This is a genomic window from Burkholderia ubonensis (assembly GCF_902833085.1).
Lineage (GTDB): Bacteria > Pseudomonadota > Gammaproteobacteria > Burkholderiales > Burkholderiaceae > Burkholderia > Burkholderia ubonensis.
In genome coordinates, this window is the sequence record NZ_CADFEB010000010.1 from 1 (window position 1) to 17,192 (window position 17,192).

The 17,192-nt window shown below is 64.5% G+C and carries 12 protein-coding genes and 1 pseudogene; all 13 read right to left on the reverse strand.

Going from position 1 to position 17,192, the window contains the following annotated elements; all coding sequences use genetic code 11:
* On the reverse strand, positions 1-2,406 hold a 2,406-nt coding region (locus tag HWX31_RS26280; RefSeq protein WP_425129533.1), incomplete at its 3' end, for a type VI secretion system Vgr family protein.
* 105 nt (positions 2,407-2,511) lie between these two features.
* The gene (locus HWX31_RS26285) at positions 2,512-3,075 is read right to left on the reverse strand and encodes a hypothetical protein (protein ID WP_174964436.1); all 564 of its coding nucleotides are present in this window, start codon (positions 3,073-3,075) and stop codon (positions 2,512-2,514) included.
* A 424-nt stretch (positions 3,076-3,499) separates the two neighbouring features.
* Positions 3,500-3,856: pseudogene (tagF, locus tag HWX31_RS35425) on the reverse strand (type VI secretion system-associated protein TagF); the annotation flags it as partial.
* Complete coding sequence (gene tssM, locus HWX31_RS26295; RefSeq protein WP_174964438.1) at positions 3,853-7,761, reverse strand: type VI secretion system membrane subunit TssM; 3,909 nt, start codon at positions 7,759-7,761, stop codon at positions 3,853-3,855. The gene tssM and the pseudogene tagF, both read right to left, overlap by 4 nt.
* 14 nt (positions 7,762-7,775) lie before the next feature.
* Positions 7,776-9,080, reverse strand: a complete 1,305-nt coding sequence (tssL, locus tag HWX31_RS26300) for a type VI secretion system protein TssL, long form (RefSeq protein WP_174964439.1) — start codon at positions 9,078-9,080, stop codon at positions 7,776-7,778.
* Entirely contained in the window at positions 9,077-10,426 is a 1,350-nt protein-coding gene (gene tssK / locus HWX31_RS26305) for a type VI secretion system baseplate subunit TssK (RefSeq protein WP_059611907.1), read from the reverse strand. The genes tssL and tssK overlap by 4 nt, the downstream gene beginning before the upstream one ends.
* Before the next feature lie 3 nt (positions 10,427-10,429).
* Positions 10,430-10,978 carry a type VI secretion system lipoprotein TssJ gene (tssJ, locus tag HWX31_RS26310; RefSeq protein ID WP_174964446.1) on the reverse strand — a complete coding sequence of 183 codons (549 nt, stop codon included), beginning with the start codon at positions 10,976-10,978 and terminating at the stop codon, positions 10,430-10,432.
* A 126-nt stretch (positions 10,979-11,104) separates the two neighbouring features.
* Entirely contained in the window at positions 11,105-11,587 is a 483-nt protein-coding gene (locus HWX31_RS26315) for an Hcp family type VI secretion system effector (protein WP_059527216.1), read from the reverse strand.
* Between the two features lie 198 nt (positions 11,588-11,785).
* A complete protein-coding gene (gene tssC, locus HWX31_RS26320; protein WP_059611909.1) occupies positions 11,786-13,285 on the reverse strand; it encodes a type VI secretion system contractile sheath large subunit in 1,500 nt (499 codons plus the stop codon).
* A 47-nt stretch (positions 13,286-13,332) separates the two neighbouring features.
* The gene (tssB, locus tag HWX31_RS26325) at positions 13,333-13,872 is read right to left on the reverse strand and encodes a type VI secretion system contractile sheath small subunit (protein WP_059611911.1); all 540 of its coding nucleotides are present in this window, start codon (positions 13,870-13,872) and stop codon (positions 13,333-13,335) included.
* 357 nt (positions 13,873-14,229) lie between these two features.
* Positions 14,230-15,843, reverse strand: coding sequence for an OmpA family protein (locus tag HWX31_RS26330; RefSeq protein ID WP_244143854.1), 1,614 nt, complete (start codon positions 15,841-15,843; stop codon positions 14,230-14,232).
* Positions 15,844-15,884: 41 nt separating this feature from the next.
* Positions 15,885-16,574, reverse strand: a complete 690-nt coding sequence (locus HWX31_RS26335) for a DotU family type IV/VI secretion system protein (RefSeq protein WP_174964440.1) — start codon at positions 16,572-16,574, stop codon at positions 15,885-15,887.
* Between the two features lie 34 nt (positions 16,575-16,608).
* Complete coding sequence (locus HWX31_RS26340) at positions 16,609-17,181, reverse strand: fimbrial protein (protein WP_174964448.1); 573 nt, start codon at positions 17,179-17,181, stop codon at positions 16,609-16,611.
* Positions 17,182-17,192 lie beyond the last annotated feature (11 nt).

Below are 17,192 nucleotides of genomic sequence, written 5' to 3' on the forward strand. Positions count from 1 at the left end.
CTCGCTCGGCGGCGGCGTCTCGCTCGGCGGCGGCGTTTCGCTCGGCGGCGGCGTTTCGCTCGGCGGCGGCGTCTCGCTCGGCGGCGGCGTTTCGCTCGGCGGCGGCGTTTCGCTCGGCGGCGGCGTTTCGCTCGGCGGCGGCGTCTCGCTCGGCGGCGGCGTCTCGCTCGGCGGCGGCGTCTCGCTCGGCGGCGGCGTCTCGCTCGGCGGCGGCGTTTCGCTCGACGGCGGCGCTCCGCTCGGCGGCGGTGGCGGCGCGGTCGGCGGCGGCGGCGGCGGCGGCAAAACCGGCTTGGTCATCTTCAGGTAGAAGGACGGCATCGGTATCGGCGGAATTGCACCACCACCGCCACCGCCGCCCGCACCTGCGCCATCGCCGCATCCCGGATTCAACTGCAGCGGCGAACCCTGAACCACGACCTCGTCACTGCCGACGATCCGGATCCTCGTGCCGACCAGCTTGATCGTGCCGTCGGCCGTCATATTGATGGCCGATGCGCCGCACACGATGGAAAGCGCGCCGCCGACGTTCAGCGCATATGCGCCACCAACCGACGTCGACATCGCGCCGCCCACCGCGATCGCATATGCACCGCCGACGTTCAGCGCACAAGCGCCGCCGATCATCGTCGACTCAGCGCCGCCTACCGCGTAGCTGGCGGCGCCGCCCACGATGCTGCTGAACATCCCGCCCACCGCACGGGTATGCGTCAGCCCGATGCCCATCGACAAATTCACGCCGACGGTATGCGACTCGTTGTTCTTCGTCAGGCGGTTCATGTCCCGCTCCGCCTGCATGTGGAACTCCTCGGCACCCAGCTTGTCTTCGAAGCGGATACCGCTGTAGTTTTCGCGGCCGCCCCTGATCGACTTGCTCTTGAAGCCGCTCTTCGTCGCGTCTCCAGGCAGATCCCACGGCGGCGGCGTCACTGTGTTGTACAAGCTGCCGAGGATCAGCGGCCGATCCGGGTCGCCGTTCATGAAGCCAACGATGACTTCCTGCCCGATCCGCGGGATATAGATGCCGCCGAAGTTGACACCAGCCCATGCCTGGCTCACTCGCACCCAGCACGAATCCGTCGCATCGTTGCGCGCGTACCGGTCCCACAGGAAGCGCACCTTCACGCGCCCGAATTCGTCGGTCCACACTTCGTGCCCGGGCGGGCCGACGACGATCGCCGACTGCGGGCCGCTCGTGGTCGGCTTCGGCGTCTCGCGCGGCATCCGGAACACTTCGCTCGTCGGCTGCACGATCAGCTCGTTATTGCACTCGTAGCGATAACCGCTGCCGGATTCGTCGGCGATTTCGGTCAGCATCAACGCCGCTTCGATGATCAGGTACTCGCGATTGGCTTCCTCGTGCTTGTGTTTCGTCAGTGTGAAGGTCTGGCCGCACGCAATGCCTCGCACGTTGCCCTTGCCGAACGCACGCGTGCCGGGCGCGCGGCGCTCTTCCATCCGGACCCGGCTGATGAGGTCGCCATGCTTGCTGTCCGTGTAGTCGCCCGGCCACTCGAAAAGCTCGCCCTCACCCCAGTTCGTCTCGCGCGGCTGATGATTCGACGTGACGAGCAACGCCCTGGGCCGCGTGAAATCGAAGTCGTCGACCACCACGCGCCCCGATCGCAGCGATTCGTCCGTCGAGAAATAATTGAGATACTCGATGTCGATCTTGCCGCCTTCCGGGTGATACCTGATTTCGTGATAGGCGGCGCTGGGCGAGCGGCGATGTGCGCCGATGTGATCGCACAGCACGAGCCGGTGCTTGCCGTCGGAGTGCTCGAAGAACCAGTAGATCCCCCACTCCTCCATCAGGCGCTGGATAAAATCGAAATCCGTCTCGCCATACTGCACCTGAAACGCCCGCGGCTCGTTGCGCTTGCTCTCGCCTTGCACCGTGTACTTGTCGATGTCGAGCCGCTTGTCGACAGGGTACGGATAATCGCTCAGCACGGTATCGATGATCTCGACCACCGTCTTGTCCTGAAAGATCTTGTAGTCGCTCGTCAGCGTTGCAAGCCAGAGCCACGGCCGCAACACGATCCGGTAAACGTTGTAGCGCCCCTCGGTGCGCAGGAAACCGGCTTTCACGACGAGACCGCTGATTTCCCGGCCACCGGCGCCGACGCCGCCCTCTGCTCCCGTACCGATGCCATCCAGCTGCACGCTGACGGTCATCTCCGTTCCGATCATCGCCTTCAGATCGAGATTCGCGCTGGTCGACAGCGGCACATGAAAATCATCCGGCGTGCGCAACAGCAGCTCGTACGCGTAGAGCTTCCCAAGGTGTTCTTCACCGCGAAGCGACAGGAACCGGAGCGCGGGCTGGCCGAGCAGCTGCGGCATCGCATCGCTGCGGATCGTCACCGTGCGCTCCTGATTGATCCGTCCTTCCGAAGAGTTCATTGACATGCGGTCCTTTCGCTCCTACTCACCCAAAACAAACAAGCGCGCCCCCGCGCTTCGCCCTAAACGTCGACGTCCGGCGCCGTCGTGATGCCCCGACCGGGGTCATGTGCCGGCCGCGCGCGCCGGATACCGTACACGCACCGTCGCGCGCTTGAGCAGCACGTCGATCAGCAAGTCGGCACCGATACTCGTCGCTGCATCGCCCAGATAGCTCGCGGCCAGCTCGAGGTCGCTCGCCTCACGTGCATCGATGACCTTCCGCCCGAACGCAACGACGCGCCGCATGCTGTAGACGGCGCGAGCATCCGGAACCGGCGGTGCCCCGTCCGCCGGATCGATGCCGACGATCCATCCGACCGGCGTGGCGTGCACGCCCAGCCACTCGCCCAGCATGCTCGCGATCGTCGCCAGATTGCCGCTGCCGCATAGCGCCGCCACCTTCGCGTCGTCCACGCCCCGCAGTTGCCATGCGGCCAGCCACAATGCGCGTTCGAGCTTCCTGGTGTGCGGCATTCGGCGAAAAGCGACCAGCTCGCGGTATTCGCGATGCCGGCTGCGCAAGGTCGTGCAATTCGAAGCAATCGCCCGTTCGAGTGCCCGCGTGCACATTTCGTGCTCGCTCGGCAGCTTGTCGAACGTGTACGTATCAGCGTCCCGTATGTTCATGAATCAGCCTCTGCTCGAAATCGACGGTACGTTGGCGCCCGTCCGCATCCGATTTCAGTTCGTCGACATCGAACCCTGCGCCCGCTTCGCATGCCGGCGCGCCGGCGATCCACAAGCAATCGACGTAGCCGCCGCGGTCGTCCTGTTGCCAGAACCATCCGCCGTCGCCACGTGCCGCGCATTGGGGCCATTCCGCCCATGGCGCGACGGGCACGCCGGTCAGCACCAGCGCCGGATCGGCGTCTCGCTCCGCCGGCAACGCGTCCTCGGTCGCCGGCAACGCGGCCGCCTTCCGGCCGCGGCCGTTCAAGAAACGCCACGCAAGCGAGTGATCTGCGTTCCATATCTCGTCCAGCTGCGCATGCAACGGCACGACGGACGTATCCGCACCCGTTTGCCGCGCACGCGGCGGCACGTGCATCGCCAGCAGTCGAGCCATCCGGAACAGCACGCCGCGAGGCTCGCTCAGCCGGCGCCCCAGCCAGCGACGCGGCACGGTGCAGCAGACGATGCACGGATGCCGCCGTCCACTCCGATCGCACGACCCGGCCATGACGCCGACGACATGGCGCCCGTCGCCGAACGGCGAGCATGCGGGCGCCAGCACAAAGCTCCACGGCAACGCATGCGACGCGCGTTCGCCGGACAGCCGCGCGAGCAGATCGGGATGGCGCTCGAGCCAGTGCTGCCATTGATGGACCTGCGTGACGGTCGTCCGGTGGCGAATCTGCTCGCCGCACGCGGGGAGCCGTCCCCATAGCGCAGGCAGGCCGGGCGTCACGCAAGACCTCCCGGACAATGAAAGCCCGTCAGCAGGTTGCTCGTCAGCGGATTCAACTGACCGCTCGTCATCAACTCGAGCGCCGCATGCCTGCCATCGAAATCGAAAGCCAATGTCAGGCGGCTGGCCGAAGCGGTACCGGTCAGCCGGCCTCGCTCGATCAAGCGAAACAGCGCCCACGGCCCCGTCGCGACGATCGTCGACGTATCCGGCCGGATTGCCGGCTTGGCCGCGACTTCGGCCATCGCGCCGCCGCGCGGCCCGGGCCAGCTCAGTGCGAACGGCGTGACGGGGCCATGCACGTAACGTTGCGTCTGACCGTCAACGTCGATCAGCAATTCGGTGATCTCCGGATCGATGGACGCCACCTTGGCGTCCATCTTCCAGGCCATCCGCTTGGCACCCTGATCGCGGAAGAACACTTCGCGGATCGCGGACGCGCGTTCGAACGGCTCGAGGCTCGGCCCCTTGATCGGCGGCATGCCGGGGCTCAGCGACTTGTAGCGCCACGGCTTGGCATTCGTGTCGACGTAGCTCGCCAGCGATTTCTGGAAGAATTCGTCGAATACGCCGCCCGCCGCGAACATCCGGTTGAAGTCCTCGACGTCGACTTCCTGGCTGCTGCGCACGAACGGATATTTCCCGTCGATCGTGCGCCGGCAGCTTTGCCCGACGCTCGTATCGACCTGCATCGCGAGCAGCCCGCCGACCTCCTGCCCGACCTTGTCCGCGACCTGCGTCGCGATGCCGCCGAGCACGAGCCTCAACGGCGCCGGCAGCTTTTCGGCCTCCGTCTGCAACGTCGTGCCGATGTCGAGCGCGGGCGGCATGCTGTTGGCCGACAATGCGTTGCTCGCGACGACCAGACGCGTGTACTGCTCGTTGATCAGCGTCAGGATCGCGTCGAGCTGCAATGCCTTGCCGCCCGCCGCGATGGGCGTATCCGTCATCGCCGGACCGCTGCCGGTGTCGGCCTGGCCGGTCGTGACCTCGCGCAGCGCCGCGAAGCGGTTGTCGACGAATTCCTTCTCGAGCCGCTGCTCCGGCCGCTGCGCGGCCAGCTTCCGGGCCTCGAGCGCCGCGGTCCTCGCCGTGGAGGATCTGCGGCCCACCGCCGTCAGCGCGAGATCGTTCAGCGAGGACGGTTCCTGCACATCGACGACCGACAGCGACGTTTCCCGGACCACCGCGCGCGCCAGCCGCACCAGCGGCGAATCCGGCGCGGCGAGCGCGCGCAACGTCGCCTGATCGAGCGCCAGCGTGCCGTCCCGGCCGTTCTCGCCGCTCGTGGCCGGTCGAATATCCGCGAGAAACTGCTGCCAATAGTTTCCGTAATCGATCAGGTACTGGCGGCGAATGTCGTCGGCCAGCGACGATCTCGCCGCCACGACGCGCATGCCCTGTATCGACGCAGTCAGGTCGGAACGCTTGCCGGCGCGCCCCATGACCCAACCGTCGTCGTCCTGCGCACGCGCGAGGAATTCCGGCAGGCGCTGGTTGAACAGCGCGTGGTACCCGTCATACGTATAGAGCCCCGGCACGCCCTGCTCGAAGCGCGATCCGTCCACCAGCTTGAAAAGCGACGCGCCCTGCAGCCCGAGCGCCTGCGCGAGCGTGAAATTTTCGGGCGCCTCTTTCTCCATCGCGCCGATCGCCCGCTCGTAAAGCCGCTTCGGCGCCGGGTTCTGGCTCAGGAAGAGCCGCGCCCGCTGCACGAGCGCGGCGTCCTGGGCCACGGTCGGCTTGACGGGGCGATCTTCGATGAACAGCGCATCCAGATGCCGCAACATCAGGTTGCGCCCGCCCATCGCCGCAGCACTGTCGGAACGCTCCCAGTCGCGCAACACCCACGTTCTCACCGCCTTCGCGTCGTAACGATCATCGTCGTACAACATCAGGTAGATGGTCAGCGTCCGGTAGACATCGTCCGCGTTTTGCGCATTGATCTGCGTGCTCAACTCGCTTTCGGCGCGCCGCACGATCTGAGGCAGCAAGGTCTGCTTCAGCAGGCTCAGGTAAGTGGTATCCGATGCCTTGACGATAGCCGGAACGACATAGAGGCCGTAGCGGTACGCACCGCCCGGCGCGTCGAGATCGAGGTCGCCGTATCGCGGCAGGTCCCGCGAGCTGTCCAGCAGACCGCCGATCGCGGCCGCCTTCGGCGACTTGTTGTAGGCGGCGGCCCGCGCGGCGAGCGCCGTCGTCTTGCCGGAGATCGCAGTCAGATAGTTGCGGTTGTTGTCGTAGCTCACCGTGAGCGAGAACACGAGCCATACGAACAGGGTCGCGGTGAGCAGATGACCGGCCCAGCGCATCGCTCTGAAGCGAATCTCCCACTTCAGGTCCGCACGGACCAGATGCGCTTCCGGCACGATCACATGCTGGAACACGTTACGCAGGAAGAAACTGCGATGCCCCGATACCAGGCCCTCGCCGCGCACCTGCGCAGCCGCGTCGCTGTTCGTGCGCATGCGCGCCAGCTTGCGCCTCAGACGCTGCAGCACCGTCTCGCGATCCGCGGCAATGACTTGATCCGTCTGCTCGGCGCTCGTGAAATACACGCCTCGCAGCGTATTCTGCAACTGCACGTCATCGTAGCGGGAGTCGAGGAATACCAGATCGAGCAGATCCGTGACCAGCGTCGACAGACTGCGGAATTCCTGCGCCAGCGGATACAGCCGCTTGCGGCGATCCCCTTCGTATTCCTCCAGAAAGCGGTTGTTCAGGCCGGCGTCGATCCGCGCTTCGAGCAGCGTCAGCTCATGCGCGCAGTGGCGCCGCAGCCCGTCGACACTCGCCGCGCCGGACTCGTCGCAGGGCAACGTGAACCCCCATATCTGCGTACGCCCTTCCGCAGTCAGCGACTGGAAATACTCGGTGAAGCCCGGCAGCAAATCCAGTTTCGTCACGAACACGTATACCGGGAAACGAATCCCGAGTTGCTGGCGCAGTTCGCCGAGCCGGGCACGCAAGCTCGCGGCGAGCACGGTGCGCTCGGCGTCCGACCGGTTGACCAGATCGGCGGCACTGACCGCCAGGATCGCGCCGTTGAGCGGCGCCCGTGGCCGATGCTTGCGCAACTGGCCGAGCAGTTCCTTCCATTCCGCCGCGTTGACAGCCGTCACCGCTTCGTCCTGCGGATCGTCCTGCTCGACATAGCGGCCCGCGGTGTCGATCAGCACCGCTTCGTTCGCAAACCACCATTCGCAGTTCGCGGTGCTTTCGATGCCGTGCACGGACACCGCGCCCATCTGCTCGGTCAGCGGGAATTGCAGGCCTGAACCCAGGATCGCGGTCGTCTTGCCGGCCCCCGGCGTGCCCACCATCATGTACCACGGCAACCCGTACAGATGCCGGTCGACCTCGAGCAGGCGACGCCATCCCAGCGTGCCGCCACGCAGGCGCTTCAACTGCGCGATCGCCTTGGACACCACCATGGCGACCGCGCGCACCTCGTCGCGACCGGCTTCGACCGGCCTATCGCCCTTCGGCTCGAGGAAGCGCTTCAGCAGCGCATCGTTCGACCGCAGTGCCTGCCACAACTTGTAGAGGCCGTAGACCATGTAGCAAAAAGCGATCGTCGCGATCAGCAGGACGCGCACCCAGATCGGCTCGACCGGATGATGGTCGCCCAGCCCGAACAACGGCCCCACGTGCCAGACCACGACGCAGAGCGCGATCACCCAGATCGGGCTCAGCGGCCATCTCAGCAGGCGCAAGACGAGCAAGCCCACGAGCAGCGCGATCACGATCAAGCGGATCGCGACGCCGGCAAACGGATGCAATTCGCCGAACGCGAATAGCGGGCCCAGGAACCAGACCGCGACGCACACCAGCAAAACCGCCACGCACGCCAGCATCCGCCACGAGAAAAACCATCGGAAAAGACGTTTCAAATAAGACATGCTGAATTCCGGTGCTACAGCGTGACCATGATTTCGACGCGGCGGTTGAGCGCCCGGCCAGCCACCGTAGCGTTGTCGCCAACCGGCTGGGAGTCGCCCTTGCCGACCGCGCGGATCCGATCCGCCGGCGTACCGTCCCGCTGAAGGATTTGCGCGACATACGCGGCGCGCTTTTCCGACAGCACGAGGTTGTTCGGGAAAGCCGCGCTGCGGATCGGCTGATTGTCCGTATGCCCGCTCACGAGCACGTTTCCGCCGACACGCGCAACTTCGCGCGCAACCTTGTTCAGGATCGGCTCGATCTCCGGCAACACCGTGCTCTGGCCCGACGCGAACATCGAATCGCCCTTGAACACGACGAGACTGCGCCTGTCATCCTCGTCGACGGTCAGCAGACCGCGCGCGATCTCGTCCCTCAACAGGTACGACAGCCGCAGACGCTGCGGCGCAGACGCGAGCCGTTCCTTGCCGATCTCGAGAATCCGCGTTTCCAGTGCATAGCGCTGGGAGAGCAGGTTGTACTGGTAGAACACGAACAGCGCGAACAGCGCGAGCACCGCGCAGGCCGCGGAGGCCCAGACCGGCACGCTGCGCAACAACGGCAGCCTGCCGGGCCGAGCGCCCCGCCAGTGCGGCGACAGTTCGGGCTGAAGCGCGTCGCGCGCGCCGGTGATGAGCGTCCACAGCCGCTGGCGAATCTGTTCCAGATAGCGACGCCCGTCGGCCACCACGCTGTAGCGCCCCTCGAATCCGAGACCGAGCACGCGATACAGGATTTCGAGGATATCGACGTATTCCTGAGGATCGGTCGCCATCCGGCCGATCAGCAGGAAGAACTTCTCGCCGCCGTCGACTTCGCCCTCGAACGTGATCAGCAGGCTTTGCTCCGCCCATACGCCGCCCCCGCCCCAGCTGGTGCGGTTGGCCGCCTCGTCGAGCGCGGTGCACAGGCAATAGCGAACGACCGCCATGTGCTTCCACGGCAGATCGGCCTTGTCGCACAACTTCTGGAACAGGCTGACCTCGCGCACGAGCAGGGTCCGCAAGCTGCCGACCGCCTCGGACGTATCGAGCGTGGCAGGCATGTCGGCGAGCATCCTGAGCAGCGGCCGCGCCGCTTCGAGCAGCGGATTGCTTGCCGCGAGCACCTCGTCGAGACGTTGCTGGATATCGACGACTGCGTCGAACTCGCCGATGTCGATCGGCTGACGCGGTGCTCCCCTTTCATGGCCGGCGCGCTCCTTCTGCGGCTCGGGCAACGTCCCGGAATCGCTCGCGAGAAAATCGAACGCGTCTTTGTCGAACGTAGCCGAGTTCATTTATGGCGAACTCCCCACAATTCGAGCTTCAGTTCGGGGAAGTGGCCGGCGATGTGCATCGCGAGCCCACCCTGTTGCGCGATCTGCTCCCAGAACGGCCCACTGCGCGACAATTCGTAGTAGATGTAGCTCGAGTTGAACGGAATCTGTCGCGGCGGCACCGGCAGCGGCACCATCGTGAGCCCCGGCAGGTGCGAACGGATCAGCTCGGGCAGACGCTGCGGCTGGCTGATCTTCGTCTGTGACGCGAATTGCTGCTGGAGCACGTCCGGCGACATCTGCGCGCCGACCGCGAGCACGAGACTCGAATAGCCCGAGAGTTCGGCCGGCATCACCGCGGCGACACGGATGCCGTGCGGCTGTTCGGTGAGCGGAATCGGCTGCGCACCACGTATCAGCACCTGGTTGAGCAGGTAGTGGACTTCCTCGACGAGCGGCCGGATGCTCGCATACAGCTGCGCATGATCGTAGCCGGGCGTCGGCAACGGACGACGTGTCTGCGGACGAACGAACGTCGACAGTTCGCCGGCCATCATCGCAAGCTCTCGATAGAACTCCACGGGCGGCGTCTCGCGAATCCGGCAGATATGCGCGAGCAGCGGCTCATAGCGATTCAATACCTGCAGCAGCAGGTAATCGGCCACTTCCGCCGCCGCGCCCGCGCGTCCGTCGCTGCCGGACAGGCGGGTGGCAAGCGCATCGGCGCGCAGCTTCGCCAGGCCATGCAGCTGCGTCGCCCAGTCTCGCAGCAGCGGGTCGGCGCCGTACTGGCTGACGGGCGGAATGTGGTCGGTATCGTGCAGCGACACCGAGCCGTCCGCGCGCAATGCCTTGATGCGCGTCAGCGCGATGCCGATCCACGACTGCGTCAACTCCTTCTCGGGCAGAAGCCGCAGGCGCAGGTTCGCCAATTGCACGGGCTTGGGCCCCTGGCCGATCGTATTGCTGTCGCGCAGCTCGTTTTCGAAAGCGAGGTAACGGGCAAGCGAGGCCGTCTGCTCGCGAAACACGGTCTCCTCGGTATTGGGCAGACGCAGCGGGACAGCCAGATAGATCACCTGGTTCTGGTGCTCCGGCGCGATCGTCAGCGGCGGCGGCGGCGGCGCATGCGCCGGCACGTCGAACGGCGTACCGTCAGGAAACACGCCGGTCCCGCTCTTGAATACCAGCTTGCCGAACGCCAGCGACTCCTGATCGATCTCGAACTGGCTGAATCCCCAGAAAAAAGGACTGAGCGGCGCCGAGCGCTTGTGCGCGAAATGTTCGAAATAGCGCTCTTGCTGCTGAAACAGCTGTGGAAGCAGGAAAAGGCCCTCGCTCCACACGACCTTGTTATGCCAACTCATGAGTCAATCCAATTCAGTAACAAGAACGGCCCGCTGGCCGATATCCACGTTCAATTTGATTTTCGTGTGCGCCGTCAGCACCCGGAGCCACGCTTCGTCCGGCGGAGGCGGCAAGCGGTAAGCCCCGCGCCACACCGACTTACCGAGCTCGCGATATCCCGCCAGCACGCCGATCGCCGTCGTCGCGGCATTCAGGCGCCGACGAATGTCCCGAACGTCTCCCGGACGGAGCACGAACTCATCGATCACGATTGCGTCTTCGCCCAGCACCTTCTTGCTGTCGCTTTGCAGTGAGAAGAAATCGGCGTTGTCGAACGTGTACGCCGACTTCAACTCGTAGATCCTCACCATGATCGGCGCAGGGCGCCCCAGCTCGTCCGGATTGACGCCATCGCTCACCTTGATCTTCAGATTGAGCGACGCCTGCTCCTTTCGGGACGGCATACCTCCACACGCAGCCAGCGACAGACATGACAGCCCGACCGCGATGCGTTTGATCGCATCACGGCGTGTCTGGCGCGTCTTCGTGCCGAACGGAAATCGAAAAACCATATGGAAGACCCTGTCGTACCCGAAGCAGCCTTTGACCAGGGCCCCGCGCATTGCGCAAACACCCTCGTCAAAGGCCCGCGGTTCCGCCGGCGCCGGCGGAACCACCGAAACTACGGGCGTTAACGCTTAAGCCGCGTTCTTCTTGATGTCGAACGTCGCCGTGATCGCGCCACCGCTGCCGCCCTGCGCGTTCTGCACCACGTATTCCTGCTTGAGGCGCGAGAACGACAGACGGACGATCTCGCGAGGACGCGATTCGTCGGCTGCAACGCCCGACGGGCTCACCTGGGTCACCAGCACGTCGTTCATCGTCAGCAGGATGTACTCGAGCGGATTCCCACCTGCCTTACGCACCGTGAGCTTCGCTTCGTCGATGTGTTTGCCCAGCAGACAGTACTGGATCAGGTTCGGGCTCGCCCGGTCGATGAAATGCTCGAACTGCAGATCGTCCACCGTAGCCTTGCCTGCGCCACCGCCCGAGCCGAGGTGCATGTTCGATTGCTGGCTTACGTTCCACGACCAGCTCAAGACCTCGATTTCGTTCTGGTGAGTGGCATCCTTGGATTCACCGTCGATACCGTTGATCTTGAGGAAAATATCGTGTGCCATGGCATCACTCCTTACGTCTTGGTTAAATTTCTAGTACTACTAATCGATGGATCAGAAATATCTATGATGCATCTGACCACCACGCCACCGGCATGCCATCACGCCGGGATTTCCGGGAACGCCGGCCTCCTCGATGCGATGTCGGTGCGCCCGACGGGTTCGCCGTTCAGCAGCCGGCCACCGCAGTCGCGTGTACGGTCAAGCAGCGGCCTTGACCGACGGAAGCTTCGCGACGAGACGCAGCGACACCGTCAGACCTTCCAGCTGGAAATGCGGACGGAGGAAGAACTTGGCCTGGTAGTAGCCGGGGTTGCCCTCGACTTCTTCCACGACCACCTCGGCAGCGGCGAGCGGACGACGCGCCTTGGTTTCCTGGGACGAGTTGGCGGGATCGGCGTCGACGTAATACATGATCCATTCGTTGAGCCACTGCTGCATTTCGTCGCGTTCCTTGAACGAGCCGATCTTGTCGCGCACGATGCATTTCAGATAGTGCGCAAAGCGCGAGCACGCGAACAGATACGGCAGGCGCGCGGAAAGGTTCGCGTTCGCCGTCGCGTCCGGATCGTAGTACTCGGCAGGCTTTTGCAGCGACTGCGCGCCGATGAACGCCGCATAGTCGGTGTTCTTGCGGTGGATCAGCGGAATGAAACCGTTCTTCGAAAGCTCCGCCTCGCGCCGGTCCGAAATCGCGATCTCGGTCGGGCACTTCATGTCGATGCCGCCGTCATCGGTCGGGAACGTATGACACGGCAGGTTTTCGACGACCCCGCCGCTCTCGACGCCGCGAATCAGCGTGCACCAGCCGTAGTGCTTGAACGAGCGGTTGATGTTGACCGCCATCGCGTAGGCCGCGTTCGCCCACGTGTACTTGGCGTGATTCGATCCGTCGGTCGATTCCTCGAAATCGAATTCGTCGACCGGATTGGTGCGGATGCCGTACGGCAGGCGCGCGAGGAAGCGCGGCATCGCGAGGCCGATATAGCGCGAGTCTTCCGAGTTGCGCAGCGAGTTCCAGGGCGCGTACTCGAGATTCTGCGTAAAGATCTTGGTCAGGTCGCGCGGGTTCGCCAGTTCCTGCCACGAATCCATCTGCAGCACGGACGGCGATGCACCCGTGATGAACGGCGCATGCGCCGCTGCGGCGACCTTGCCGATCGACGCCAGCAGATCGACGTCCGGCGGCGTGTGGTCGAAATAGTAGTCGGCGACGAGACAGCCGTAAGGCTCACCGCCCAGCTGCCCGTATTCTTCTTCGTAGATCTGCTTGAAGAACGGGCTCTGATCCCACGCCACGCCCTTGTATCGCTTCATTGTGCGGCGCAGATCCTCCTTCGACACGTCCATGAAGCGGATTTTCAGCTTCTCGTCGGTTTCCGTGTTCGTCACGAGGTGATGCAATCCGCGCCACGCGCTTTCCAGCTTCTGAAAATCGTCGTGATGCAGGATCAGGTTGATCTGTTCCGACAGTTTGCGATCGATCTCGCCGATGATCGCCTCGATGCTCTTGTAGGCGTCGTCCGACATCGTCACCGAATTCGCCAGCGCCTGTTCGGCCAGCGTCTTGACGGCGGACTCCACCGCTTCGCGCGCCTGCTCCGTCTTGGGCTTGAACTCGCGCGACAACAGCGCGTTGAAATCCGTTTGGGCGCCGAGCTGCGCCTCGGCAGCGCGCGCCTGCGATTCACGTACAGCCATTTTCTTCCTTTGCACCAGTGTTAGATCGTGGTTTGCCGCCCGGGGCCTCATTGCTGCTCTTGCGGCTCCAGAGCGTCCGTTTTCCGCGCTTCAGGCTTCGGCGCCTTCGCAAGCGCGCTCAGCAGTGCCGGATCCTTCAGCACCTGGCTGACGAGGTTCTCCGCGCCAGACTTGCCGTCCATGTAGGTCTGCAGGTTCGCGAGCTGCGTGCGCGCGTCGAGCAGCTGCGACAGCGCGTCGACATTTTTCGCAATGGCTGCCGGCGAAAAATCGTCCATGCTCTCGAACGTGATGTCGACCATCAACCGACCGTCGCCGGACAGCGTATTCGGCACCGAAAACGCAACTCGCGGCTTCATCGCCTTCATCCGCTCGTCGAAGTTGTCGATATCGATGTTGTAAAACTTGCGGTCGCCGACAGCCGGAAGCGACTCCAGCGGCTTTCCGGACAGATCGGCGAGCACGCCCATCACAAACGGCAGCTCAACCTTCTTTTCCGAGCCGTAGATCTCGACGTCGTACTCGATCTGGACGCGCGGAGCACGATTTCGCGCGATGAACTTCTGTGCACTGTTGGATATAGCCATAAGCTCTCCAGCTGGGTTCCGATTAGGTAAAAATCATTGAGCGAATGCTCGCCCGTTTCGCCTCGTCAGCGTAAACCGAGCCGATATTACGGCACTCGGCATCATCTTTATATAGGAACAGTACTAAGTTTTATGTTCAAAAATAACGAGATAGAAATCGTCTTAGTAAAAGTTCTAAACCACGCGCCAGTGGTCTCAAAATGTCGATCAATTGTCCCAATGGAGATAAATTTATATTCGGATAAATTGCGTGATTTCCGCACGCGGACCATCGAATTGCAGCCGGCGCGGCCACGCAAAACAGACAGGCAGCCACGACGACATCGCGACGCGGTCTGCCAACGCGTCGTGACGTCGTCAATGACGCACGCGATCCGGAATCAGGGAAATGTCGACGCGCCGGTTCAGCGCCCGGCCAGCCTCACTGTGGTTGTCCGCGATCGGGCGGATGTCGCCCATTCCCTGGATCGCGAAACGAGTGACCGGCAAGCCGCCCGCGGTGACCAGCCAATCACGGATCGCACGAGCCCGCGCTTCGGATAGCTGAAGATTCGCCTCGTGCGATCCTTCGCTGTCCGCATGCCCTTCGATCAGCACACGCTGGTCCGGATTCACCCGGATCAGCCGCAGCACATGCGCCAGTTCGCGATGCGCGCTCTCCGGGGAAAACGTCGCCTTGCCGCTCGCAAACAAGGAAAGGCTATCGATCCGCGCAGTCGTAAGCGGCGGTTGGTAAGCCGCCAGAGCAGCGTCGAGGCGGGCCGACAACGCACGCCCCGGATACAACCCCCAGCCCGCTCCGAACGGCGCGCCGTCGCGCAGGTTGCGCGCCACTTCGTTACGAGCCTCGCGCACCCGCTCGAACGAGTCGATCTTCGCGGTGATCCGGTCGCCTGGCGTGTTCCAGTATGTAGACAAGTCGCCCGCGATACGCTCGACGATCCGGTAATTCACCCAGCCCGACATCGCCACCGCCACGATCAGCGCCACCACACTCGACAGCAGGACGTGCGACGCGAGCGACCATCCCCCGCTGGTCGGCGGCGGCGCGGCGTGCCGCCCGGCAACACGCGTCGACGCATGGACGAGCGGCGGCGGGAGCGGCCCCGTCACCGGCTTCGTGACGCCCGGCTGCAGGCCGGTTCTGGCGATCAGCCAGCGCGTCCACGCGCCCGGCCGGACCGGCGTATGGCCGACGTCCGCCAGCGACACGCCCTGCAGCGCGAACGGCGACGTATTCGCGAGCGCGGAGATCAACGACAGCAACGCGGCCTCGTCGAGCCATTCGAACACCGAGAGTCCTAGCGCGCTCCGGACCACCACCCCCGTTTGCCGCGACGACGCCAATTGACGACGAATCGCCGGCAGCCGATCGTAAAGCCGAATCGCCTCCTCGAGGCGCGGCACGCCGATGTCGAGCGGATCGCCAAACCACTGCACCTGTGTCACGGCGTCCTCGCCGGGCCCCAGACATGCATACACGGCAACATGACAAGGCAACACGCATTCGGGATGGCAGTACGTTGCCTGCAGCGCGATCCGCCATTGCACAAACTCACGGCGCAGCACGCTTTCGTCGTCGCCCTCCGGCACCACGGGCAGCAGCGCGGCGTCAGGGAAGCGGCCCCGCGACGCCTTTACCTGCGCCATGACGTCGTTCAGCCGCTCCGGCGTATCGGCCAGCAGCCACACCGCCCGATCGTCGCGCCTGAGCGTCGTCCGCCCGCCATCGCGCGGAAACAGTCCGGCGGCATACGGCCCGACGACGACGATCACCGCGAGTTCTTGCGCGACGCTCCCGATCGCATCGGCGGACTCGGCGGAATTCGAAACCGCGCGCGCCGCGCGCCGTCGCTCATGCCAGCCGGCGACGCAAACGAGCGACGCGACTGCCAGCGCGACGAACGTCGCGATCAGCCAATCCGCCAGCCCGGCGAGCACCCACGCACCGCCGATCACGACGACCGGCATCACGATCCAGACCAGCCCGGTCTCCCGCATCGAACGAATGTTCACGGCCGCGCCTCCCCGCCGTTCTGCGCAATGCTCGGCCCCGTGTCGGGCAAGCGCTCCACCGCACGCTGCAACGAGACGTCGCATCCGATCCATACGGCCGCCAGCAGCACCGCCGCAGGCAGCATCCGGCGAAGTGGCGGCCACGCGCGCGTCGCGACCGCGGCAACAGCACGCTGCGTCTGCGGTTCGCCCGCCGCATCGGCCGCGTCCGGGTCGAGCGGCGACGCCACGGGACGCGCCGCGCCGACATGCTGCCGATAAGCGTCGTGTTCGAGCGGCAGCCAGAGATCGAGCAGCGTCGCATACATGTCCTGCAATTGCGGCTCCGAACGCGACTCGTTCAGCAGCGCCTCGATTCGCGCCCGAATCCGGTCCGCGCCGCTGCTCACACGATGAAAACGGAACAGCATCGTCTCGCGCATCCATTCGTCCCGCCTGCCCGCCGGCAGATGGCGCAACGTCACCTCGTCCAGCAGCGCGCATTGCGCGATGCCGACGTCGCGCACGACGTCGCTTGCGCAACCGTCGTCGCGCATCGCCTGATCGAGCCGCTCGACGAGCCCGATGCAACGCGCACGCCACACGTGGATTTCCGGTATCGACGCGCCCTGCACAAGCAACGCGATATGAAGCACGGTCTCTTGAAGCGACGCACGCAACGCTGCGCCTGAACTATCGAATTTCATCTGGAAAACGGGAAAGCGTGTCGGCGGAGTGCCGTCACGGCATTTGGATCACGAAGGTCGCATACGTGCGCACCTTGCCGGCAGTCGTCGCGTCGGTCGCGTAATACCGGGCACCAAACGGAACAGGCGTCGTGGTCGATGCATCCAGGTTCACCGTCGTCATCGTCGCGGCGTTGCCCACCTGAATCGGCGATCCGTCACCGTTCAACAACTGGATCTGGACCCCCTTCGCGCTTGCCGGATCGTTCGGGTCCTCGACGTCGAGATTGCCGTTCGCGTTCGTCGTGGCGCCCCGCTGAAAGTAGACGCGGACCGCCTGGATGCTGCCGTCGCAGCGCAACGGAATGGTGAACGCCGTGGAGCCCGCAGTCTGCCCCGCCGACGTCAGTGATGACGTGGAAATCCTCGGCAACGTCACCAACTGGTTTTCCTGGCCGCCAACGACCGTGCATGTCACCGAGTTATAGGATCCCTGAAACTTGATCGTGACGGTGGGATTGCCAGCCCCCCACGCGACGCCCCCCGGCCACGCGAACATCGCGGCCGCGGCACCCAATGCGATGCACCCGATCCACTTCGATGCAAGCGTTCGTATCGTTCTGTCCATTAGCTCTGCCT

Excerpts from the sequence above, each read along its gene's own strand:
- HWX31_RS26285 (WP_174964436.1), bottom strand. The coding sequence starts at position 3,075 with ATGAACATACGGGACGCTGATACGTACACGTTCGACAAGCTGCCGAGC.
- tssM (WP_174964438.1), bottom strand. The coding sequence starts at position 7,761 with ATGTCTTATTTGAAACGTCTTTTCCGATGGTTTTTCTCGTGGCGGATG.
- tssL (WP_174964439.1), bottom strand. The coding sequence starts at position 9,080 with ATGAACTCGGCTACGTTCGACAAAGACGCGTTCGATTTTCTCGCGAGC.
- tssK (WP_059611907.1), bottom strand. The coding sequence starts at position 10,426 with ATGAGTTGGCATAACAAGGTCGTGTGGAGCGAGGGCCTTTTCCTGCTT.
- tssJ (WP_174964446.1), bottom strand. The coding sequence starts at position 10,978 with ATGGTTTTTCGATTTCCGTTCGGCACGAAGACGCGCCAGACACGCCGT.
- HWX31_RS26315 (WP_059527216.1), bottom strand. The coding sequence starts at position 11,587 with ATGGCACACGATATTTTCCTCAAGATCAACGGTATCGACGGTGAATCC.
- tssC (WP_059611909.1), bottom strand. The coding sequence starts at position 13,285 with ATGGCTGTACGTGAATCGCAGGCGCGCGCTGCCGAGGCGCAGCTCGGC.
- tssB (WP_059611911.1), bottom strand. The coding sequence starts at position 13,872 with ATGGCTATATCCAACAGTGCACAGAAGTTCATCGCGCGAAATCGTGCT.
- HWX31_RS26330 (WP_244143854.1), bottom strand. The coding sequence starts at position 15,843 with ATGCCGGTCGTCGTGATCGGCGGTGCGTGGGTGCTCGCCGGGCTGGCG.
- HWX31_RS26335 (WP_174964440.1), bottom strand. The coding sequence starts at position 16,574 with ATGAAATTCGATAGTTCAGGCGCAGCGTTGCGTGCGTCGCTTCAAGAG.
- HWX31_RS26340 (WP_174964448.1), bottom strand. The coding sequence starts at position 17,181 with ATGGACAGAACGATACGAACGCTTGCATCGAAGTGGATCGGGTGCATC.